General features: G+C 36.0%; 18 protein-coding genes, 1 pseudogene and 1 riboswitch. Of the genes and pseudogenes, 12 read left to right on the top strand and 7 right to left on the bottom strand.

Going from position 1 to position 21780, the window contains the following annotated elements; genetic code table 11:
- Positions 1–190 precede the first annotated feature (190 nt).
- Positions 191–463, bottom strand: a complete 273-nt coding sequence (locus tag ACTJJ9_RS05930) for an ArsR/SmtB family transcription factor (protein WP_095301058.1) — start codon at positions 461–463, stop codon at positions 191–193.
- Between the two features lie 182 nt (positions 464–645).
- Here ACTJJ9_RS05930 and ACTJJ9_RS05925 point away from each other — a divergent pair, with 182 nt between their 5' ends.
- Together ACTJJ9_RS05925 and ACTJJ9_RS05920 are read left to right on the top strand one after the other, a co-directional pair.
- Entirely contained in the window at positions 646–1143 is a 498-nt protein-coding gene (locus tag ACTJJ9_RS05925) for an N-acetyltransferase family protein (RefSeq protein ID WP_440768533.1), read from the top strand.
- Positions 1144–1289: 146 nt separating this feature from the next.
- Positions 1290–2045: a GTP cyclohydrolase II gene (locus tag ACTJJ9_RS05920; RefSeq protein ID WP_440768532.1), complete on the top strand. Its 756-nt coding sequence runs from the start codon at positions 1290–1292 to the stop codon at positions 2043–2045.
- Between the two features lie 152 nt (positions 2046–2197).
- On the opposite strand, the gene ACTJJ9_RS05915 is transcribed toward ACTJJ9_RS05920, so the two are convergent.
- Positions 2198–4561 carry a glycoside hydrolase family 3 N-terminal domain-containing protein gene (locus ACTJJ9_RS05915; protein WP_440768531.1) on the bottom strand — a complete coding sequence of 788 codons (2364 nt, stop codon included), beginning with the start codon at positions 4559–4561 and terminating at the stop codon, positions 2198–2200.
- 759 nt (positions 4562–5320) lie between these two features.
- Here ACTJJ9_RS05915 and ACTJJ9_RS05910 point away from each other — a divergent pair.
- A complete protein-coding gene (locus ACTJJ9_RS05910) occupies positions 5321–6196 on the top strand; it encodes a hypothetical protein (RefSeq protein ID WP_095301037.1) in 876 nt (291 codons plus the stop codon).
- 40 nt (positions 6197–6236) lie between these two features.
- Here ACTJJ9_RS05910 and ACTJJ9_RS05905 read toward each other — a convergent pair whose 3' ends face one another.
- Positions 6237–7097 carry a Cof-type HAD-IIB family hydrolase gene (locus ACTJJ9_RS05905; RefSeq protein WP_440768530.1) on the bottom strand — a complete coding sequence of 287 codons (861 nt, stop codon included), beginning with the start codon at positions 7095–7097 and terminating at the stop codon, positions 6237–6239.
- A 190-nt stretch (positions 7098–7287) separates the two neighbouring features.
- Here ACTJJ9_RS05905 and ACTJJ9_RS05900 point away from each other — a divergent pair, with 190 nt between their 5' ends.
- From ACTJJ9_RS05900 to ACTJJ9_RS05880, 5 genes are all read left to right on the top strand, one after another.
- Positions 7288–8271, top strand: a complete 984-nt coding sequence (locus ACTJJ9_RS05900) for a Gfo/Idh/MocA family protein (protein ID WP_440768529.1) — start codon at positions 7288–7290, stop codon at positions 8269–8271.
- A gap of 127 nt (positions 8272–8398) precedes the next feature.
- Positions 8399–9991, top strand: a complete 1593-nt coding sequence (locus tag ACTJJ9_RS05895) for a catalase (RefSeq protein ID WP_440768528.1) — start codon at positions 8399–8401, stop codon at positions 9989–9991.
- Positions 9992–10024: 33 nt separating this feature from the next.
- Complete coding sequence (locus ACTJJ9_RS05890) at positions 10025–10147, top strand: hypothetical protein (RefSeq protein WP_255451970.1); 123 nt, start codon at positions 10025–10027, stop codon at positions 10145–10147.
- Positions 10148–10443: 296 nt separating this feature from the next.
- Positions 10444–11325: a YitT family protein gene (locus ACTJJ9_RS05885; protein ID WP_412962488.1), complete on the top strand. Its 882-nt coding sequence runs from the start codon at positions 10444–10446 to the stop codon at positions 11323–11325.
- 320 nt (positions 11326–11645) lie between these two features.
- The gene (locus tag ACTJJ9_RS05880; RefSeq protein WP_145583405.1) at positions 11646–12242 is read left to right on the top strand and encodes a DedA family protein; all 597 of its coding nucleotides are present in this window, start codon (positions 11646–11648) and stop codon (positions 12240–12242) included.
- 116 nt (positions 12243–12358) lie between these two features.
- On the opposite strand, the gene ACTJJ9_RS05875 is transcribed toward ACTJJ9_RS05880, so the two are convergent.
- The 4 genes from ACTJJ9_RS05875 to nhaC all read right to left on the bottom strand — a co-directional run bounded on the left by ACTJJ9_RS05875 (position 12359) and on the right by nhaC (position 18668).
- Entirely contained in the window at positions 12359–13120 is a 762-nt protein-coding gene (locus ACTJJ9_RS05875; protein ID WP_440768527.1) for a MerR family transcriptional regulator, read from the bottom strand.
- A gap of 247 nt (positions 13121–13367) precedes the next feature.
- Positions 13368–14414: a ribonucleotide-diphosphate reductase subunit beta gene (locus ACTJJ9_RS05870; protein WP_174881521.1), complete on the bottom strand. Its 1047-nt coding sequence runs from the start codon at positions 14412–14414 to the stop codon at positions 13368–13370.
- 91 nt (positions 14415–14505) lie between these two features.
- A complete protein-coding gene (locus tag ACTJJ9_RS05865) occupies positions 14506–16794 on the bottom strand; it encodes a ribonucleoside-diphosphate reductase subunit alpha (RefSeq protein WP_440768526.1) in 2289 nt (762 codons plus the stop codon).
- A gap of 130 nt (positions 16795–16924) precedes the next feature.
- A riboswitch (cobalamin riboswitch) is annotated at positions 16925–17103 on the bottom strand.
- 200 nt (positions 17104–17303) lie between these two features.
- Positions 17304–18668 carry a Na+/H+ antiporter NhaC gene (nhaC, locus tag ACTJJ9_RS05860; RefSeq protein WP_440768535.1) on the bottom strand — a complete coding sequence of 455 codons (1365 nt, stop codon included), beginning with the start codon at positions 18666–18668 and terminating at the stop codon, positions 17304–17306.
- Between the two features lie 684 nt (positions 18669–19352).
- On the opposite strand from nhaC, the gene ACTJJ9_RS05855 reads away from it, so the two are divergent.
- The 4 genes and pseudogenes from ACTJJ9_RS05855 to ACTJJ9_RS05840 all read left to right on the top strand — a co-directional run bounded on the left by ACTJJ9_RS05855 (position 19353) and on the right by ACTJJ9_RS05840 (position 21776).
- A complete protein-coding gene (locus ACTJJ9_RS05855) occupies positions 19353–20393 on the top strand; it encodes a LacI family DNA-binding transcriptional regulator (protein WP_174881524.1) in 1041 nt (346 codons plus the stop codon).
- A 59-nt stretch (positions 20394–20452) separates the two neighbouring features.
- Positions 20453–20560: pseudogene (locus tag ACTJJ9_RS05850) on the top strand (sugar ABC transporter permease); the annotation flags it as partial.
- Between the two features lie 36 nt (positions 20561–20596).
- Complete coding sequence (locus ACTJJ9_RS05845) at positions 20597–21049, top strand: VOC family protein (protein ID WP_174881525.1); 453 nt, start codon at positions 20597–20599, stop codon at positions 21047–21049.
- A 22-nt stretch (positions 21050–21071) separates the two neighbouring features.
- Positions 21072–21776: an SDR family oxidoreductase gene (locus ACTJJ9_RS05840; RefSeq protein WP_440768525.1), complete on the top strand. Its 705-nt coding sequence runs from the start codon at positions 21072–21074 to the stop codon at positions 21774–21776.
- Positions 21777–21780 lie beyond the last annotated feature (4 nt).

The raw sequence follows: 21780 nt of genomic DNA, 5'->3' as shown, positions 1-21780 counted from the left end.
GGTCTGGCCAGTAGAAGTAGTACACGTGGGGAACCGTTCAGAAGCCCTTTAGGGTTTGGTCAGTAACAAAGGCTTTCAGCCGCAGAGAAAACCACCCGTTATCACGGGTGGTTTTTATTTGGTGGCAATTAGCTTAAGCTTGAGTACATGTGAATTTACTTTCTTGAAACGATTTTAAATGAAATAATTGTTAACAGGTAGGTCTAAATAAACAACAGAGCTCTGCTGATAATAAGTGGTTCACTTCGTCAAGATTAAGCCTGTAATAATTCCAAGTCCCTCTCGTTTCTCTTATGATAAGATTGGCATCTAACAGGATTTTTAAATGATAGGAAAGCTTTGATTGTGCCATATTCATCATTGGGGCTAGGTCATTTACGTTTATCTCTCCTTTTTGTGTAAGGAGATTCATAATTTGCAATCTTTTTTTATCGGCAATCGCTTTAAATTTACCCTCATACATTTCAAACGTTTTTTCTAATGAAGCATCTTGCTGTTCTAGCTCCTTATTCAATTCTCATTCACTTCCTTACTTCATCAAAAATTTTTGATATTTTTACTATATAATTGGGATTATCATCTGTCAACTTGTATAATCAAAGAAAGTCGATGAGACGATAAAAGTTTTGAAGGGGACGTAAAGTTATGCTACAAATTAAAGATTTACAACAGATACACTGGGAACAGGTGAAAGAAATATATGAAGAAGGAATCGCAACAGGAATTGCTACGTTTCAAACAGAAGCACCAAAATGGGAGGAATGGGACGCTGGCCATATAGCTGACTGTCGCTTTGTTGCCATTCTCGATGATAAGGTAGTTGGTTGGACAGCCCTAAGTCCGTTCTCGAGTAGAGCAGCATATTCAGGTGTTGCAGAGGTAAGCATTTATGTTCGTACAGAGTATAAGGGAAAAGGAATTGGAAGGCTACTATTAAATACTTTAATTAAAGCAAGTGAGGAATGTGGATTTTGGACGTTACAAGCCAGCATCTTTCAAGAAAATATAGGAAGTATTCACTTGCACAAGCAGGCTGGATTTAGAGAGGTAGGAGTGAGAGAACGTATTAGTAAGCTTAATGGTAGATGGAGAAATATTTTGCTTTTTGAAAGAAGAAGTTCTTTACAATCTTTAAATGATTAATCAGATTAGCTTTTTTAAGCAAATGGAGCCTCCTTTCGTGTGTATGATTAAAATGCAATTCACAGATAATAAGCCGAGACTGTTACGTTATAACTTTTGGCTTTATGAAAACATACAAGGTTTTTCGTTAAAAAGGAGGTACCATTTTGGCTGAAGCGAAATTGGATTCGAAGGTTATGTCTTTGCTAGAAAATAAAATTCAATTAATTGAAACCGAAAAAGGAGCTATATACTTAGTCGGACCAATAAAATTGCCTGTTAATTTATATGGAGAAACAGTAGAATTTCAGTGGTATTGCTGGTTGAATTGCGATACTGTTACAGATAATTATGAACAAATTATTAAAACATTATCGTCGGCGAATCTAGCTGAGCATCAACAATCAAGCGTTTTAGTTTATGGTGATTTCGCGGAAAATGATGAAGCGCTTATTCGCATGCATTCCATTTGTCATACAGGGGATATTTTTGGAAGCAAAAGATGTGATTGTGGCTTTCAGCTGAAGCAATCGATGAAAATGATTGTTAAACATGGGACTGGTGCGTTATTTTATCTTGCTAATCATGAAGGTAGAGGAATTGGCCTCTTTAGTAAAGCAATGGCGTATATCCTTCAGGAGAATGGCTTTGATACAGTTGAGGCAAATGAAGGTCTTGGCTTTGTCGATGACGCAAGAAACTATGATGATGCGATTTTAGTTCTTAAACGATTACGCAAAAAGCCAGTAACACTCATTACAAACAATCCAAAAAAATTAGCAGCATTAAAAGATGCAGGATTGCCTCTAAATGATCGGATACCTTTATGGGGAGATATATCTGAATACAATGAAAAATATTTACAAACGAAGGTAAACCGTTCAGGACATTTAAGACAAAATGAAGGCTGTCCTAATGATTAACACAAAAAGCTAGCCAAGCCTATCATTAGTTAGAGGGCTTGGCTATATATACTATACAATGTGTTTTCAAGCTCTATTTTATAAAGAGGTATACATATGAAATCAGTCACTTAACATCGAAACTTTCCGTTAGAGTGTCTGACACATTTTAATTAGTCCACCGTACGATACTTTTCTACTCGAGAATCGTTAATCACTCCATCCCAGTTTAAGCCAAAGGTGAAGTCATAAGCATTTCCTTCTGTATCAATGTGTACCTCCATATCATGTGGAACATCTTCATATTGCTCTTCTACAGTCTTCATGTTAGCTGGCATTTGGAATGGGAGAAGCCCTGAAGGTTCAACATTACCTGAAACAATATCAAGTATCGCTTGGTCTTGGACACCAAAGTTTACGAGAATTCCATCGACCTTACCCTCAAATTCAGCAAGTACTGACGGAGTACTCATGTTGATTGAAACAATGACAGGCTTGTCACCCATTTTCTTTTTTGTTTCAAGTACAAGATCGAGATCTTTTGTATTTGCAGCTGTGACTGTTTTACCTTTGTAAGATCTATTTGTGAAATCTTCTGTTGGATGTCCACCAGCTATACTTACTTCTCTAGCAAATTCAGCTGTATATTCACCGTATTGGAGGGTGATTGGTAAGTAACCATTTCCGCCACTTTTGCGATCTTCAACAGAATAACCAAGACCGCCATCGGGACTTTTGATTCCAACTAGTGCAAAATCCGCTTTACTAGGATCATTTGTAACATGAAAATATTTTTTTACAACATCAAGATTAAATGGAACTGCAAAATAACCAGGTGTAACTCCTCCACCAAAGCGAGCTTTCACTGGAGGATACCAGCGTTCAGGGACATAGGCTGTTAATTTTTTATTATTCTTTGCTTTCAGTGGTAACACATTATCTTTGTTCTTGAGCATGACAATCGACTTGAGTTGTGCTTCAAAACCTGCTTCCATAAATTCAGCATTACCGACAGTTTCAGATGTCTCTTTAACGTCAAGATAAGGATTTTCGAATAGACCTACTTGGAAAATGTTTTTTAACAATCTAACTGCTGATTCCTCGAAACGATTGCGCATGAATTCTTCTCCATGTTCCTCAACACCCATTTCATATGCGGCTAATATATCATCAGATTCATCAACACCGCCAAATTGGTCCACACCGTTCATAATCACTTTATAGAATCGTTCTGGAACGGTAAGATGTTCAACACCCCATGACGTTCCATAACCGAATTTCTCCATATCATCGATTTCATAACCAATATCCTCGGTTATTCCCCAGTCTGTCGTAATGACTCCTTCATAACCATACTTATTTCTTAAAAGATCATTGATCATATATTTACTATATGAATTTCCAACATTCTCGCCATACTTTGTATCTTGATTCCATGAAATTGTATAGTAAGGCATAATGGCAGAAACTGAGCCTGTACCACCTTTTAAGTCAAATGCACCTTTTAAAAACGGAATAAGATGTTCATCAAAGTTGTTACCTGGATAAACGGCGTATTTGCCAAAAGGATAATGCGCGTCACGGCCAGCCTCACCAGATCCACCGCCAGGCCAGTGTTTTGCCATTGTATTGACACTTGTGTATCCCCACGCATTAGCGATTTCATCTTCTCCGCTAGATGTTTGGAACCCATCAGCATAGGCTCGAGCCATGTCTGCAGAAAGGTTCGGATCTTCACCAAATGTACCTGGGAACCGATACCAACGAGGATCAGTTGCAATGTCAATTTGTGGTGAAAGTGCTGTTGAAATTCCAAGTGCACGATACTCCTTTGAAGCAATTTCACCAAATTCCTCAATAATCTCAGGATCAAAAGTGGCAGCTAACCCGATAGACTCTGGCCACATTGAAATATCTCCGCCAGCTCCAGCATTAAACTCTGCACTCGAATCTGAACCGTGGCGTGGATCTGAACTATTATTTAATGGAATACCTAAACCCAATCCTTCAGCCAAGGCTTGAGCATGATTATTCCATTGTGCCGCCGTCTCTGGACTTGCAACACGTGTAATCAATACGTGGCGAAGATTATCATTAACTATATAACTTCTCTGAGCTTCAGTTAATTCAGCGGAATTAATACTTTGATGCGAGCTGTATAGCATTAAACCGGAAATTTGTTCAATTGACATTTTTGATGATAAATCCTTAGCACGTTCTTCAACAGAAAGTCGCCAATCTTCATATTTATCTAACTTTTTATTCTTGTTCAAGTCCTTAAATGCGTATCCACCCTTAATGATATATTCAACACCTGAGTTTACTGAATAACCTAAAGTTGGACCATTTCTATTTGTGACATAGTTTATTTCACCTGATTCAACTACAGACCATTTACGTCCGTTATCTTTTGATAGCCCGGCACCTTTGCCATTATTTTTAGTATTAGCGCTACTTCCAAGAACTGGACTTTGCATTCCTAGTACAATAGCTGCAATAGAAACAATACTTATTACTTTTTTAAAGCCTTTTAGCATAGTTGAACCTCCTTTTATCATATAAAAATCATGGTTGATGTGTCTGAAAACTTTCAGATAGTGTCTTGTTGATTTAATTGACAGTGTTTAATAAGGGAAAACCTGTATAAGCGCAATTTTATTTTGGGAAGAGTAAATAATTTAGGTAACTTTTTTAATAGATATGGATTTACAATGAAAGGACAGTTGCAGCATCGGATTGAGTGTGAAAATGATTTTATAAGTATTTTCTATCTACTATCGCCTCCTTCATTATGAAATCGCTTACTACTTTTATTTTAAAGGATAATCAACAAGGCCAATTAAAGTATTATTAGTATTTTTTTAAGAATATCTGGATTTTTATATCATAATAAATTCAAATTGATTCACATAATCAGGCTGAGGGCTATTGTGAAAATGATTAATTTTACGAGGGGGTTTTTTGAAGGAAAGGGTTTGTCTACTATTAAGGCTGTAAGCAAACCTTTTTAGGTAAATTCCTTAGTCAGTCTTGATCTTAGTAGTTAGGTTAATTCTTTAAAATTTTTCTAGATGTAAATAACGATAATTTATTATGCCTTATTCGACAGGAGTTAGAAGAGAAATTACATATTAAACACACCTCACTTCAATCGGAAGGGGAAAAAACACCTTTAGGAAATTGCGAACAAGTTAATTGTTTTTGCTAAATTTCTTAACAGAAGTATACATGTATAATTATCCTAGAGTGGCTAAAACTATATTTACATGATTTAGAGCAGCAGGGATTGATTACCAATGCGAACACTAAATAGAAGACGTAAAAATACAATTCCGTTTATTATTTTATTAGTTATTCATGTTGTAATGCTAATTTATACGGTAAGAAAGAAAAATGACAAGAGCTTATTAGTATTGCTTTTTTCAAACATTGGTTTTGCCTATATATTTGAGGCAGTAGTCTTAAACTTCTTAAAAGGATATACGTATTTACCAAAAATAGTGAAAAATAAAGTTCATGATAATATATTAGGTGCAGTCTTTTCACAGGCTATTTATGTGCCGATTGTCGCTACCTTTATATCAGCATTCAAGTTAAATTGGAAGTGGAAGGTGTTATTTTCAACTTATTTTTCAATTATTGAGAGGCTATTTATTAAATGGAAAATCTTTCGAACAAAGTGGTGGAAGACTTCATATACATTCGTCTTCACATTTGTCTATTTTTTCTTAAGTGACAGTTGGAATAAATTATTGAGGAAAAATTATTTTCTCGTTAGGAAAATAACAGAATACTTATCGATTTATTCAATAGGTTCGACAGGATTATTTTTTCTGGCTATATTCAAAAATTTCAAATTAGGTAGAGGCCGTATCCATACTTGGAAAGAGCATTACACAATGATTCCTTTTTATGCTTCTAGCTTTGCCTTGATTCAGATAGGGTTGAATCAATTGAAATCGAGAAGGGTAAAATTTTTGTTATTGATTTGTGTTAATGGTATTGATTATCTTTTAGCAAGACTGAAATTTTTAAAGGATAATAAATCATCAAAATATCTAATTTTGCATCATCTATTAGGATACTTTATTTCAAAGAAAGTGCTGAAATTTGTTTCAACTACGATGAAATCAGAGGAAATAAAAGAGCAAACATCTTTTCCAAACAAATAATAGGTTTAGGAGAGGATGTTTGCTCGAATCTTGTATAAAGTTAATGATTATTTAAAATATATTTTTCAATTGCATGTGCTACACCGTGCTCATTATTTGATAATGTGACAACATCGGCTTTTTCCTTAACTGTTGGGTCTCCGTTTTCCATTGCAATGGATAATCCCGCAACATCCATCATTGGTACATCATTGAAGTTATCCCCAATAGCTACTGTGTCTTCGATTGGAATCGAGAAATACTCTGCCATTACTTTTATACCGTTTCCTTTATTTCCGTTTACGTCCATAATTTCAACATTATAAGGTCCAGACGTTGTAATCGAAATCCCCTCAATTTTTTCAAGTGTAGAAATAAGCTCCATTTTCCCTGAAATTGTTGGGATGAAGAATTTTTGGACAGCGAGATCCTTTTTTGCTAAGACATCGTCTATGTTTTCAAAGATTTTAACTGTATCTGTTTCTTTAGGTTGTTCAGTTAAAAATTTATATTCTTTTGAAGATAAATTGTTACAAAATTCTTTGTTTTCCTCTAAAAATGCTAATATCCGTTCAGTCCAAGATGAAGCAACATAAATGCCGTGACTTGTATAAACTTTAAATGGATATTTTTTTTCATTTAGAATCTGTGCGACTGTGTTAACATTTTCTTTATTAATCGAGATTTGACTTAGTAGTTTTCCGTCGGCAACAACCATTGTCCCATTGCTCCCTGCTAATGGGCATGATAGGGGAGTTTTAGCAAGAACGTTCTTAATATCCTCTGGTGCACGACCGGAACAAATCATAACGATATGACCAGCATCTTGTGCTTTTTGGATAGCTTGGACATTTTCTTGAGATATCTCGATATGGGATGACAATAATGTGCCATCAAGGTCGATTGCGATTAGTTTTTTCATTTGTTTGTCTCCTTTACTACTTGTCATTTCTTAGGCTATGTAGTGTGATTCATTCCCCTATTATGACATATTTTTAGTCAGAAGGTAAGGTGACAACTAGTAAAGTTCTACTAGCTGATAAAGTCAAATCTTTTTCTTCTTTGAAAAAAGCGATATACTGTCCAAAGAAAAAGCTTTTGGAGGGATTTTAATGGTTCGTTTCGGAATTATCGGTACAAACTGGATTACAGAGCGATTTTTACAAGCTGCGAGTAAGGTTGAGGATTTTTCACTTACAGCGGTTTATTCAAGAACAGAGGAGAAGGCAGTTGAATTTGCTAAGAAATATGAGATTCAACATACATATACAGATTTAACGGAATTTGCACGAAGTCAGGAATTCGATGCAGTTTATATAGCAAGCCCGAATTCATTACATGCTGAGCAGGCAATTCTTTGTATGACAAATGGCAAACATGTTCTTTGTGAAAAACCGATTGCTTCAAATACAAAGGAAATAGAAGAAATGATTTCTGTTGCTAAAAAGCATTCAGTTGTTTTAATGGAAGCAATGAAAACAACATTGTTGCCGAATTTTCTTCAAATTAAGGAATCGTTACATAAAATTGGGAAAATCCGCAGATATTTTGCAAGCTATTGTCAATATTCATCTCGTTATGACAAATATAAAGAAGGAATTGTCCTAAATGCATTTAAGCCGGAATTTTCAAATGGTTCTTTAATGGATATTGGGATTTATTGTGTATATCCCGCGGTCACACTATTTGGTGAACCAAACAAAATTCAAGCTTCAAGCTATATGCTAGAATCAGGTGTCGATGGTGAAGGGAGCATGCTATTAACTTACGATGAGATGGATGCTGTCATTATGTATTCGAAAATTACAGATTCTCATATCCCATCAGAAATTCAAGGGGAAAATGGTAGTATCATTATTGATAAAATTCATACCCCAGAGAAGGTGACGATTCGATACAAGGATGGAACGGAAGAGGATATGACAGTCGCACAGGATGAAAATAGCATGTACTATGAAGCAAAGGAATTTGTCAGCCTAGTTAAGAAGAATCAGATCGAATCAGAAATAAATTCACATGAAAACACGTTGATAACTGGGAGAATAATTGAAGAGGCTAGGAAACAGATTGGGCTAACGTTTCCTGCAGATAAATAAAGATTAGAAAATACTTGGGACCTTCTCCAAGTATTTTTTTATGTAAAATTTCGGATATTAATTAAAAAATAGGAAACATTAACTAGTGGAATAAATCCATGTATAAGACATTCGAGGAGGTTTAGAAATGACAACGGATAATACAAATCCAACAAATGAGGAACATGAGGATACGTTAACAAATAGGCAAGGACATCCTGTGACAAATAACCAAAATATTAGAACAGTTGGGAACCGTGGTCCTGCAACATTAGAAAATTATGATTTTATCGAAAAAATAAGCCATTTTGACCGTGAACGGATCCCTGAACGGGTTGTTCATGCAAGAGGTGCCGGAGCACATGGATATTTTGAAGCATATGGAACAGCAGGTGATGAACCTGTATCAAAGTATACAAGAGCAAAGCTATTCCAAGAAAAGGGGAAAAGAACCCCTGTATTTGTTCGATTTTCATCTGTTATTCATGGCGGACATTCGCCTGAAACACTACGTGACCCTAGAGGATTTGCTGTCAAATTTTATACCGAAGATGGAAACTGGGATTTAGTCGGTAATAACTTGAAAATCTTTTTTATTCGTGATGCACTTAAATTTCCAGATATGATTCATGCGTTTAAGCCAGACCCTGTTACAAATATTCAGGATAGTGAACGCTTTTTTGATTTTTGTGCAAATTCACCGGAAAGCTTTCACATGGTTACATTTGTTTATTCTCCTTGGGGAATACCAGCAAATTACCGCATGATGCAAGGATCTGGAGTAAATACATACAAATGGGTTAACAGTGAAGGGGAAGCGGTTCTTGTTAAATATCATTGGGAGCCAAAACAAGGAATTAAAAATTTAACACAAAAAGAGGCAGAGGAAATTCAAGCGAAAAACTTTAATCATGCAACACAGGATTTATATGAAGCAATTGAACGTGGCGATTATCCAGAGTGGGAGTTGCTCGTTCAAATTATGAGTGATGATGACCATCCAGAACTAGACTTTGACCCATTAGATGATACAAAACTATGGCCAGAAGACCAGTTCCCATGGCTTCCAGTTGGAAGAATGGTTTTAAATAAGAACCCTGAGGACTATTTTACGGAAGTCGAGCAAGCGGCATTCGGTACAGGGGTTTTAGTTGATGGTTTAGATTTTTCGGATGATAAAATGCTCCAAGGACGGACATTCTCATATTCAGATACACAAAGATATCGTGTTGGCGCCAACTATTTACAATTGCCGATCAATGCGCCGAAAAAACGAGTTGCTACAAATCAAAGTGGCGGACAAATGCAATATAAGGTTGATCGTGCACCTGGGCAAAATCCGCATATTAACTATGAACCATCTATTTTAGGCGGATTAAAAGAAGCAAAGCAAAATGGAAAAGAATATACGCCAAAGGTTGAAGGTCGTCTCGTCCGTGAATCGATTGACCGTCAAAGCAATACGAAGCAGGCTGGTGAAACATACCGTCGCTTTGAAGAATGGGAAAGAACAGAGCTTATTACAAATCTTGTGAATGATTTATCAAAATGTGATCCGAGAATTCAAGAAAAAATGATTGCTCTAGCGGAGGAAGCCGATGAGGAATACGGAAGACGTTTGAAAGAAGGGCTTGCCAATGCTTCTAAGGAAGGGTCAACACAAAAGCCTCTTGGCAATCGTGATGGTGATAAATCTGTAGAATTAGCAGAAGAGCTAGGACATGACGCTGATCCATACTAATTAAGGACAAAAAGTTGCATAGGAGGGGAAAGAATGGCTAGAAGAAGCAATCATAAAAATCAACAAAAGCAAGTAAAAAAGGCGAGCGATGCCATTGCTACTGACAGAGATTTTGGCAATGATTTAGCTGAAAAGAATCATAACGAGAAAAAGTAAAAGGAAACATTAAAATTGAGAAAAATATGAAAAAAGTGGTAATAAACTATGTGTCCTCCTACTATCATTTGTGTAGATACTAGTTTGTACCACTTTTTCATTTACATAAGGACGTAATGGGCGGAATGCATATCAGTCCTTATTTTTGAACATATACGATATAATGTTTCTTAAGCGCTTGAAAATAATTAAATGAATTAAAGCATCCATTTAGTTTATTTAAATATTTTTTAAGCTTTAACAAGAGAAAAAAAGAAATTAATGAATGAAGGGGGAAATATATGACAGAAATACCGATGGAATTGAAGGAACAGTTAAAAAAACATCAGGGCTCTTCAAAATCAAAGATCGCCAAACGTGCTTTTTTTATCTTTATTGGTGCGGTGTTAATGGCGGTTGGATTAGAAATATTTTTAGTACCGAATAATGTAATCGACGGAGGAATTGTTGGGATTTCCATCATTCTTTCACATTTATTAGGGATGAATCTTGGACTGTTCATTTTCATTTTAAATATCCCGTTCTTTTTCATAGGCTATAAACAAATTGGTAAAACCTTTGCATTGTCTACATTGTTTGGGATATCTGTTTTATCGATTGCAACAGCTATTTTTCATCCAGTACCAGCGTTTACCGAGGATATCCTCTTAGCAACAGTGTTTGGTGGGATTATTCTAGGTGCTGGGGTCGGAATGGTGATTCGCTATGGTGGCTCACTTGATGGAACCGAAATATTAGCAATCTTGTTTAATAAAAAGCTTCCGTTTTCTGTTGGTGAAATTATTATGTTTTTTAATATATTTATTCTCGGAAGTGCTGGTTTTGTCTTTGGCTGGAATCGCGCGATGTATTCCTTAATAGCCTACTTTGTTGCCTTTAAAACGATTGATATTGTCCTTGAGGGACTTGATGAATCGAAGTCAGCGTGGATAATAAGTGAGCAATATCAAGAAATAGGAGATGCGATCATCGCACGATTAGGTCGAGGCGTAACTTACCTAAATGGGGAAGGTGCTTATACGGGCGATGATAAAAAGGTTATTTTCTGTGTCATCACTCGTCTTGAGGAGGCAAAGCTAAAATCAATTGTTGAGGATCATGACCCAACAGCGTTTTTAGCTGTAGGTAACATTGCGGAAGTCCGTGGTGGCCGGTTTAAGAAAAAGGATATTCATTAAAACTCTGTCATAGGCAGAGTTTTTTTCTTTTCGAAATGGGAACATGATATTGTATTTTGTCGAATGACAGATTTTTATTGAAAGTTGACAAATTATTTTCTAAAGTTGGGAGATTTAAACGTATAGTTGATAGATTTCACGTAAAAGTTGACAGATTTTTTTAAAAACGACCGTGCTAGAGGATTTTTCGGCTAAAATAGATGGATTTTCAATAAAAGTATCTCTTTACAAAAAATAAGTTATTTTGAAAAAAATCGCTCATACGATAGTAAGGACAAGGAATGCTTGGACGAAATTGAAGATAGGGTGTGAACGGACGAATGGAGGAAGCGATTCTACGTTTGTTAGAATGGGTAACAGACCTAGGGTATTTTGGTATTGCCCTTGGATTAATGCTTGAAATTATACCGAGCGAAATTGTCCTTGCTTACGGTGGGTATATGGTTCTCTTAGGAAAGATAGATTTTGTCGGAGCTGTCATCGCAGGTGTTGTCGGTGGAACAATTGCACAGTTATTTTTATATTGGCTAGGAAGCTATGGAGGGAGACCTTTTCTTGAAAAGTATGGCAAGTTTCTTTTCATCAATAAACACCATTTAGATGTTTCGGAGCAATGGTTTGAAAAGTATGGAACAGGTGTCATCTTTGGGGCGAGATTTATCCCGGTTGTAAGACATGCCATTAGTATTCCTGCGGGCATCGCGAAAATGTCAGTTTGGAAGTTTATGATTTATACAACGGCAGCAATGATTCCTTGGACAATCTTCTTTTTATATTTAGGAGTAGAATTAGGTAGTAACTGGATGTATATTAAAGAAGTAGCAAGACCGTATCTTATTCCGATTATGTGCTTTGCGTTTTGTATGGCAATCGTTTATATTCTAGTAAAAAAATTCAAACGGCCAAAATTAAATTAAGCGGATAAACTAAAAAAGGGTCAGACCCCTCAACAAACACTAGTATAAACTTATCATTAGTTTATATATTGTGTTTAGGGGTCAGACCCTTTCGTTTTGAACCACTTTCAGCCCTGTTAATTCATTCCTAGATAAATGAGAATCGCATCGCGTAAAAACTTCGTACCACCTTTTACGGTTTTGTCATAGTAAGCGGTGAATCGTTCATCGGCAACGTACATTTCAGCGAGCCCGGCATGTGCTTCCTTCGAATAACTTGACCATGAATACATTAGCCATTCTTTATGCTTTGCAGCAAGCTCCTGTGCTAATTCTGATGAAGGGTCACCCGTTTCATAGGCTTTCTTAAGTAAGGTGTTGATTTCCTCACCTAAGCTTGTCATTGCTTCATATTTCTCTTGTGACATCCCCATTAGCTTCGCATTGCTGGCATCAACTGTTTCATCACCATATTTTTCACGAATTTCCTTACCGTATTTCGCTTCATTTTCTTCGATCATTTTTTCCTTTAATCCTTCAAATTTATCTTTATCTTGCATATCAATTCCTCCTTCTTTACTCGCAATCGTTTTTTCGATCGTTTCAATCATTTTGTCAAGACGGTCCCGTTTTTTTGTAAGATTTTTATAGTGATTTTTCAATGCCTCTGTTTCATTAAAACTAGGCTTGGAGATGATGTTCATAATGTCCTCCAGGCTTACTTCTAATTCGCGATAAAATAAGATTTGTTGAAGAAGATCGACTTCCTTATCACTATAAATACGGTATCCAGATTCATTGATTCTAGCTGGCTTCAGTAAACCTATTTGGTCGTAGTATCTAAGTGTGCGGCCGCTAACACCTGATAACTGAGCAAGCTTGTTGACTGTATATTCCATTGCTAACCCTCCTGACAGTTTCATCATAAACGTTGACGTTGCGTAAAGGTCAATAGGAGAAAATAAAAATTTTACATTTGTTTTTTCATTAATAGTCTGGATTGAAAATTGTACTTTAGCTTTAACCGTTGAGCTTTAGAAGAGTCCTCATTACTTTAAAAGAACAATCATTCTAAAAGTGTACCATTTATTTATTAGGATAATCATAATAAAAAGACCAAATCGTAGGAGATTTGGTCAAAGCTTATTACAAGTCATCAAAGCCATTATCAACATGGTTTACCTTAGTATATTGTCGAGATTTTTGTTCGAAGAAGTCTGATTTACCTAAATCAACTTCTTCGTATGCTTTAATCCATTTTAATGGGTTTGTTCGATAGCCTTCATATGGACGATCAAATCCAAGCTGATTACAACGGACATTTGTGTAAAATTTAATATAATCCTCAACATCCTGCATATTAATTCCATCAATTTTGTTTCCGATGATTGTGCGGCCCCATTCAATTTCAAGCTCTGCTGCTTTCATAAACGTTTCTTTTACAAATGTAGCGAGCTCTTCATTATCATATTCTGGGTTTTCCCTTAATACTTCTTTAAAGATTTTAACGAATAAATCAACATGGATTTGCTCATCACGATTAATGTAGTTAATCATTGTGCTCGTTGCAACCATTTTTTGATTACGAGCAAGGTTATAAAAGAATGCAAAGCCGGAATAGAAGAATAGCCCTTCTAAAATGACGTCATAGACAATTGATTTTAGAAGGTTTTCTACTGTCGGGTTCTCAGCAAAGTCTTGATAGCCTTGAGTTACAAATTCATTTCGCTTACGAAGTGTAGGCTCACTTCGCCAATATTCAAATACATCGTCCTGTACTTGTTTTGGGACTATGCTTGAAAGGACATATGAATACGAATGATTATGAATAACTTCCTGTTGAGCGAGAATAATCATTAATGCATTTATACTTGAATCTGTTAAATAATCTGCTACTTTCCCAGCATAGTCTGTTTGAATACTATCGAGAAGGGCAAGGAGGCCGATAATTTTAAGAAAGGCATCCTTTTCATTATCTGAAAGGCTAGGATATTGCTTCGTATCCTGTGCCATATTGATTTCAAATGGTGTCCAGAAGTTGCTTAGCATTTTTTTATATTTAGGAAATGCCCATGAATACGCAACATCATCCCAGTTTAAGACATTAGAGCTTTCGCCGTTAACAATCGCAGTTGAACGATTAGGTGCATCTGCATCCATAATTTTTCGTTTTGTTAATAGTTTTTCCGTCATTTAATATGTCTCCTTTATAGAAGGTTTCCTCATCTTAAAACATGCTTGTCCAATTTAATAAATCGTAAACTCCTAGCAAACTAAATGTAGCTTAGCTTGCACAGGAGTCACATTCTTCAATTGTGCTTGAAGTAGAGCGGACATAGTAGGTAGTCTTTAAACCTTCCTTCCATGCAGTTAAATGCAACTCTAATAAATCTTTCGCTTTAATAGTGTTTTGTACATAAAAGTTAAAGGAAATAGATTGGTCAATATGTCGTTGACGAGCAGCATTTTGTTTAATGCTCCAACGTTGGTCAATTAAATAGGCTGATTTGTAAAACCATGTTGTCGTCGGATTTAAATCAGGCACAGTTACCGGAATCTTATAATCTTTCTTTTCCTCTGAATAAACCTTTTGGAAGATTGGATCAATACTTGCAGTACTTCCAGCAAGAATCGATGTTGAAGCATTCGGAGCAACCGCCATTAGATAGCCGTTACGGATTCCATGCTTGCTTATCTCAGACTTTAATGAGTCCCAATCAAGGCTGCTGTTATCTGAGCGATAGCCTTTTTTGTCAAAATAAGCTCCAGTTTCCCAATCAGAACCTTTAAATACCGGGTAAGAACCCTTTTCTTTGGCAAGCTCTAAGCTTGCTTTAATCGTTAAGTAGGAGATTTTTTCATAAAGCTCATCAGCATAATGAACTGCTTCGTCATTTTCCCACTTTAATTGTTTTAATGCTAATAAATGATGCCAGCCGAACGTACCTAAGCCAATTGCACGATATTTTTGATTCGTTAATTTCGCTTGCAGTACAGGGATTGTGTTTAAATCTATGACATTATCAAGCATTCTTACTTGAATACTTATTAATTTTTCAAGAACATCTTCAGTAACTGCTTTCGCAAGATTAATAGAGGAAAGATTACATACAACAAAATCACCTGGTGTTTTCACCGTGATAATTTTACCATCCTCTGTGTATTGCTCTTCTACTGTTGTTGGACTTTGGTTTTGCGTAATTTCTGTGCAAAGATTGCTGCAGTAAATCATTCCTTGATGAGAATTCGCATTATGACGATTTACTTCATCACGATAGAACATATAAGGAGTGCCACTTTCTAACTGACTGATCATAATTCGTTTCATAATTTCAATTGCAGGCACTTTTTCCTTTGATAGCTGTTCATTTTCTACACATTCCCAATATTTTTCGCGGAACGAACCATTGCCTTTTTGCTCATCATAAAAATCCTCAATGCTATAGCCCATCACTTGGCGAACCTCATGTGGATCAAATAAATACCAGTCACCACGTGCTTCTACCTGTTCCATAAAGATATCTGGAATACAAACACCAGTGAATAAGTCATGTGTTCGCAACCGTTCGTCACCATTATTAAGCTTTGCATCTAAAAAGGAGAAAATATCTTTATGCCAAACGTCTAAATAAACAGCAATTGCTCCTTTTCGTTGCCCGAGCTGATCAACACTTACTGCTGTATTATTAAGCTGCTTCATCCACGGAATGACACCTGAAGAAACACCTTTGAAGCCTTTTATATCACTGCCACGGCTACGGATTTTACCGAAATATGCTCCGATTCCGCCACCTGATTTAGATAAATTGGCAATATCGGTATTGCTGTCAAAAATGCCTTGAAGACTATCATCGATCGTATCGATGAAACAGCTAGATAATTGGCCTACAGGCTTTCCAGCATTTGATAAAGTTGGTGTAGCTACTGTCATATATAAATTACTCATTGCCCAGTAGGCTTGTTCAATTAAGGCAAGACGATTTTCCTTCTTTTCATTTGCCATTAAAGTCATCGCAATGATTAAAAAGCGCTCCTGTGGAAGCTCGAAAATCTCTTTTGTAAAATCGCGTGTCAAATAACGATCAGCTAAAGTACGGAGACCGATGTATGTAAATAATTGATCTCTTTCAGGCACAATGAATTTACCGATTTCTTCAATTTCTGATTTCGAATAATTCTCTAATAGCATTTTATTGTAAAGACCCTTTGAAACAAGAGTTTGAATCAATTCGTAAAAGTCGCCATATTGTTTTTCTCTATCATAGCCTCTATTTGCAGCAGCTTCCTTATAAAGCTTTTTTAAATAGATGTGTGCACAAAAGTATGTCCACTCTGGCTCTTGTTCATTGATACGGGAGAGCCCTTCTAAAATTAAGAGATTCGTAAGTTGATCAACCGTGTACGTATCACGTTGCATAACTGTATGAATGATTCGATTAAGATAGTCATCAATATGTAGTGTTGGATAATGCTGATGGATGTTTTTTATAAAAGAAGTTAATTTTTTTTCATCAAAAGGGATCTCGTTGTTGTTGCTATCAATAATAATTGGTGAGTAAGTGGTTGTAGTCATAGTATTTCCTCCATCTGTGTTCAATTAGTGCTCAGGGGATTAAGCGACAAAACGACAGATAAGAGCAGAGTGTTAAACCCTGTTTAAAAACTTACTATCGTTCCCGCTTCTCATTCCCCGGAGAAGGTGAAACTTTAGCGAATACTAGGCAGGTCTCCTGACTTATGCTCTTCCTACTATGAGTCCTTCCCATACTTGATGTACAGTGGTTATCTCAGTTCGTCACACTTACAGTTGCGGGGACAGCTCTGGACTTTCACCAGATTCCCTTATTAAGCCTATTTTGGCACCTATCATTCGCAAAGAATACAATATATAGTTATTTTATCAAGAAAACTATCAATATATAGTTTTCGTTGAGTTCTATTTACAATCATAATGCAGAAGAATAAATTAATCAACTAATAGTTATTAAATGTCGAAACATATTGTGACAATTAATCTAAAAAAAGAAAGCTGCCATAATTTTCACGGGGGAAACCCTTATGAGGCAACTTTCTATAGCCATACTATTTATGCTTACTCATATATCCAAATAAAATCGAAAAGAGTGGAGATAAATACAAAAAGAAAACATATGGTAAATAATCAATAACCTCTACGCCAAGTGTTTGAGCAAAGAATGCTCCACTCACCGCCCATGGGAATAACGGATTGACTAATGTTCCAGCATCCTCGAGGGTTCTTGACATATACTTACGACTGATTTGCATATTATCATATAAGCCTTTAAACGATTGTCCAGGTATAAGGATGGACAAATATTGCTCTCCAGTTAATAGGTTGACGCCAAAAGAGGAGGCTGCTGTTGATAAAATAAGCTGTCCCTTTGTTTTGATTCGTTTCATTAATCCATTTAATAGAACAGGAATAATCTTTAAAACATCAAGTAGTCCACCAAAAGCAAAGGCAATCATGATAAGGGAAATTGACCACATCATCGATTGAAGCCCGCCACGATTGAGCATGGACATAAGCAATTCGTTATCAATGGAATAGGATGTCCCAAATTGTAAGATCGTAAGGAATTTCCCTATTGATACTCCTTGTAATGCTCCTGCAGTCACACCGGCAGTAATAATTCCTATGATGAGAGAAGGAATCACAGGTACCTTTCGAATAGCTAGAATAACAACTAATAAAGGAGATAATAGCGTAAGAGCATTAATATCAATTTCACTTTCAATGATTGTCACCATCTTCGCAATTTCAGAAAATGATGCTGTCTCAATCGGAGTGATTTTGCCTAGTACGATAAAAATAATCGTTGTTATGATGATGCTTGGCACAGTTGTGATTGTCATATGACGAATATGTGTGAACAAAGGAACAGAGCTTACACCTGAAGCAAAATTTGTCGTATCAGACATAGGTGACATTTTATCCCCAAAGCAAGCTCCAGAAATAACGGCTCCAGCAACCCATTCAACAGGTAAGCCAATTGCCATTCCAACCCCCATTAAAGCAACCCCAACTGTGCTAACAGTCGTAAAGGAGCTACCAACAAGACTTGAAATAACCATACAAGAAAACAAGCTAGTCACTAATAAATAGCTAGGGTCAATAATTGATAAAGCATAGACCATAACAGTAGGAATCGTTCCACTAGCCATCCATGCGCCAATTAACATTCCGATTAAGCCTAGGACGATGATTGGTTGGATTCCGTTTTGGATTCCTTTCACGATGCCTGCTTCTAAGTCACTCCAATTAAATCCTTTTAGAAGTCCGATGAGAGAAATCACGATAATACAAAGTAATAAAGCTAAATGCGGCTCTGACTTTAATAAAAATAAACTAGTAAAAATAATAGCTAAAATAAATACAACTAATAGTAATGCTTCACTTGTTTTGAAACTTTTATTTTTAGAAATCATTTGTTTGCTCCTATATTAATTAAATTTCGTCATTGCTGAATAATAAGCCATAATGCTAAGTTAGTTAGAATGTATGGCGTAAGACACGTATATCAATGTTTAGTTAACAATGCCTTTAAAACAATTGGTTTACGTTAATCCTTTAGCTACTTTATAACTTAAACGCTTTTATGCATAAAAGTATTATATCAATCTAATAAAAGAAGTCAAATGAAATCTTAAAATTATAGGAAAAATAATATTGTGGTTGTAGTTGTGGAAAAATAATACTTTACTAAGATAGAATGTTTCATAAACTACCTCAGCTGGATATCTGATACATTGGGGAAATACTAGCAAAATTTGTTGAACGATTCATAAAGAACCTTCATTGACGGTGATATCACTTGAGAGGTATAATTCAACTCAGATAATTGGAAACGGTAACAAAGGGGAATTTTGGTATGTCCTTTCATTCTCAATTTTAAAGTGATGTAAAAATAAATACGTGTTCATCTTTAAATAAATGGGAGAAGATTCTAATAGTTAAGTGAGAATAAGGCTTTTGATGGAAAATAAATTGAGGTTCTTTTCGAGCAAAAGAGAACATAGTTATACCGTATATTTCTATTGAATAAACGCGCGTTTATTAAAAAGTGAATTATCTGGCATATTAAGTGCCTTTTTTAGGAGAGGAATCATGTGAAAGAGATTAATAGTACAGAAATTGCAAAAATAGCAGGAGTTTCAAGAAGTACGGTAAGTAGGGTAATAAATAATTATCCAAATGTGCCGGAAAAAACTCGAAAAAAAGTTATGGAAATCATTCAGCAATATAATTATTATCCGAATTTATCTGCACAGGTGCTTGCAGGTAAGCGAACAAGTACACTAGGACTTTTCATGATCGAAAGAGGGCAAGTTTCTGCTGATAGTCTATCAAACTTATTAATTACAAGTATTATTGAAAGCGCTTCTTCACTTGGCTATTATGTGTTAACGAATATTATCCGTGATACGAATCACCCAAAAACTATTGAAAGTATGAAAGAGGTATTTTTTCAAAGAAGAGTCGACGGTGGAATTTTTATAGGTGCGAACAATTATGAGCCATTAATTGAGGAATTAATTAAAGAAGGTTTTTTTATCGGTATTGTTGATCAGAAATTGCCTGGAGCGAATGAATCGAATCGAATTGTTTCTAATTTTGACAATGAACAAGGTGCACGAAAGGCAGTTGAGTATTTAGCAAATTTAGGACATCGAAAAATAGGTGTTATTAATGGGAATATGAATAGAATTGCAGGACCTCAAAAGTTTCAAGGGTATTTAAAGGCGTTAAAAAAATTTGGCATTCCCGTAAATGAGGATTGGATCCTTGATGGAGATTTTAGTAAACAAAGCGGATATGAGGCGATAAAAGGATTGTTAGAAAAAGACATTGCATTACCAACTGCTTTTTTTGCAGCGAATGATAGTACAGCTTTTGGAGCAATGCAAGCCTTTAAAGAGCATGAGATTCGTATTCCAGATGATATATCAATTATTGGCTTTGATGACCATATGTTAAGTGAGCATACGAGTCCAACCTTGACAACAATGCGAGTTGATTTTACAGAAATGATGGAAAAGCTGACAACAAATGTCGTGAATGCTGTTGAAGGAAAACAACTTGAAGCAAATTATTTTAAAGTTGGAGCATCTCTCATTGTGAGAGACTCCTGTAAGGAAGTTAGGGTTTAGTAAGGGAAAAGCTCATTTTACCCCGTGAAACTAACTTGTAAAAGTATGCCTTTCAATAGTTTAAGATGGGCTATGCCTCTGCTATGGCTTGGGTTCTCTTCATTATCGCTTTATCTATTACATTCGTTTTCTTTAAGCTTTCTAAAAAATGGGGCTTTGAAAATTGAAAAATATTATTAAATGAATTGAAGGAGAGATGGATGATGTTAAAGGATGTACTAGGTACAAAGGTGATTACGCAGATAGGGATTATCGTTCATGATATTGAAAAAACATCACAGGCATATGCAGACTTTTTTGGGGTAGAAAAGCCCCAAGCTTCTTGGACAGATGCAGTCGATGTAGCTCAAACAAAATATAAAGGTGAGTCATCACCAGCTAGAGCAAAGCTAGCGTTTTTCGATATGGGGTCACTTCAGCTTGAATTAATACAGCCTGATGAGCATAAAAGCACGTGGAGGGATTATTTAGAGGAGCATGGTGAAGGTGTGCAGCATATTGCATTTGTTGTCGATGGACTAAAAGACAAAGTGAAAATAATGGAAGCAGGTGGGATGTCACTTATTCAAAAGGGTGAGTATACCGGTGGGAGATATGCATATATGGATACGTTAAAAGACTTAAAGGTGATTTTTGAATTGTTGGAGAATGATTAATGTAAGGAGGGGAAAGTGTAGGATGAATATTTTAATTACTGGTGCTAACCGAGGGCTAGGCTACCATTTAGCAAAGGTAGGCTTAGAGAGAGGGCATTTTATCTTTGCTAGTGTAAGGGCGAGCACTCCACAAGCAATACAGCAACTAGAGCAGCTAAAGAACGATTTTCCGCAAAATATTGAGATTATTGAGCTAGATGTTAGCTGCGAGGAATCGGTTAAACGGGCAGCTCAAATCGTAGCGGAAAACGAGCAGCATCTCGATTCAATTATCAATAATGCTGGGATTCTTCTTGAGCGCGACAAGCAAATTGATGAATTAAATATTGATGAAGTGACAAGATCGTTGGATATTAACACAATCGGACCAATTCGTGTCATTAAGCATTTCTTAGCTTTATTAGAGAAGGGGAAAAAACAATCGATTATAAATATTTCCTCAGAGGCAGGTAGTTTAACAAATGCTTATAGTGGTGACTTTCCATATGGTTTATCGAAGGCTGCGCTTAATATGTTATCTGAGAAGCTTCACGTCGCTTTAAAAGATAAGGATATTCATGTCTATTCGATCCACCCTGGTTGGATGAAAACGGACATGGGTGGGAATAAGGCACCAACTGAGCCAAGCGATACCGCAAAAGGGATTTTCGAGATAATTGAGCGAAAACTAGAAATTCAAAGCCAATATGTGTTTATTGATTATAAAGGTCAACCGATGACCATTTAGAGGT

Source organism: Metabacillus sp. 22489 (genome assembly GCF_052044855.1).
GTDB classification, from domain to species: Bacteria; Bacillota; Bacilli; order Bacillales; family Bacillaceae; genus Metabacillus; species Metabacillus niabensis.
The sequence above is the reverse complement of the archived record's forward strand: the minus strand, read 5'-3'. Positions and strand labels throughout refer to the sequence as shown.

Coding starts and splice junctions, on each gene's coding strand:
- ACTJJ9_RS05925 (WP_440768533.1), top strand. CDS start 646: ATGCTACAAATTAAAGATTTACAACAGATACACTGGGAACAGGTGAAA.
- ACTJJ9_RS05910 (WP_095301037.1), top strand. CDS start 5,321: ATGCGAACACTAAATAGAAGACGTAAAAATACAATTCCGTTTATTATT.
- ACTJJ9_RS05900 (WP_440768529.1), top strand. CDS start 7,288: ATGGTTCGTTTCGGAATTATCGGTACAAACTGGATTACAGAGCGATTT.
- ACTJJ9_RS05845 (WP_174881525.1), top strand. CDS start 20,597: ATGTTAAAGGATGTACTAGGTACAAAGGTGATTACGCAGATAGGGATT.
- ACTJJ9_RS05930 (WP_095301058.1), bottom strand. CDS start 463: ATGTATGAGGGTAAATTTAAAGCGATTGCCGATAAAAAAAGATTGCAA.
- ACTJJ9_RS05875 (WP_440768527.1), bottom strand. CDS start 13,120: ATGGAATATACAGTCAACAAGCTTGCTCAGTTATCAGGTGTTAGCGGC.
- ACTJJ9_RS05885 (WP_412962488.1), top strand. CDS start 10,444: ATGGAATTGAAGGAACAGTTAAAAAAACATCAGGGCTCTTCAAAATCA.
- ACTJJ9_RS05870 (WP_174881521.1), bottom strand. CDS start 14,414: ATGACGGAAAAACTATTAACAAAACGAAAAATTATGGATGCAGATGCA.
- ACTJJ9_RS05905 (WP_440768530.1), bottom strand. CDS start 7,097: ATGAAAAAACTAATCGCAATCGACCTTGATGGCACATTATTGTCATCC.
- ACTJJ9_RS05890 (WP_255451970.1), top strand. CDS start 10,025: ATGGCTAGAAGAAGCAATCATAAAAATCAACAAAAGCAAGTAAAAAAG.
- ACTJJ9_RS05915 (WP_440768531.1), bottom strand. CDS start 4,561: ATGCTAAAAGGCTTTAAAAAAGTAATAAGTATTGTTTCTATTGCAGCT.
- ACTJJ9_RS05880 (WP_145583405.1), top strand. CDS start 11,646: ATGGAGGAAGCGATTCTACGTTTGTTAGAATGGGTAACAGACCTAGGG.
- ACTJJ9_RS05865 (WP_440768526.1), bottom strand. CDS start 16,794: ATGACTACAACCACTTACTCACCAATTATTATTGATAGCAACAACAAC.
- ACTJJ9_RS05895 (WP_440768528.1), top strand. CDS start 8,399: ATGACAACGGATAATACAAATCCAACAAATGAGGAACATGAGGATACG.
- ACTJJ9_RS05840 (WP_440768525.1), top strand. CDS start 21,072: ATGAATATTTTAATTACTGGTGCTAACCGAGGGCTAGGCTACCATTTA.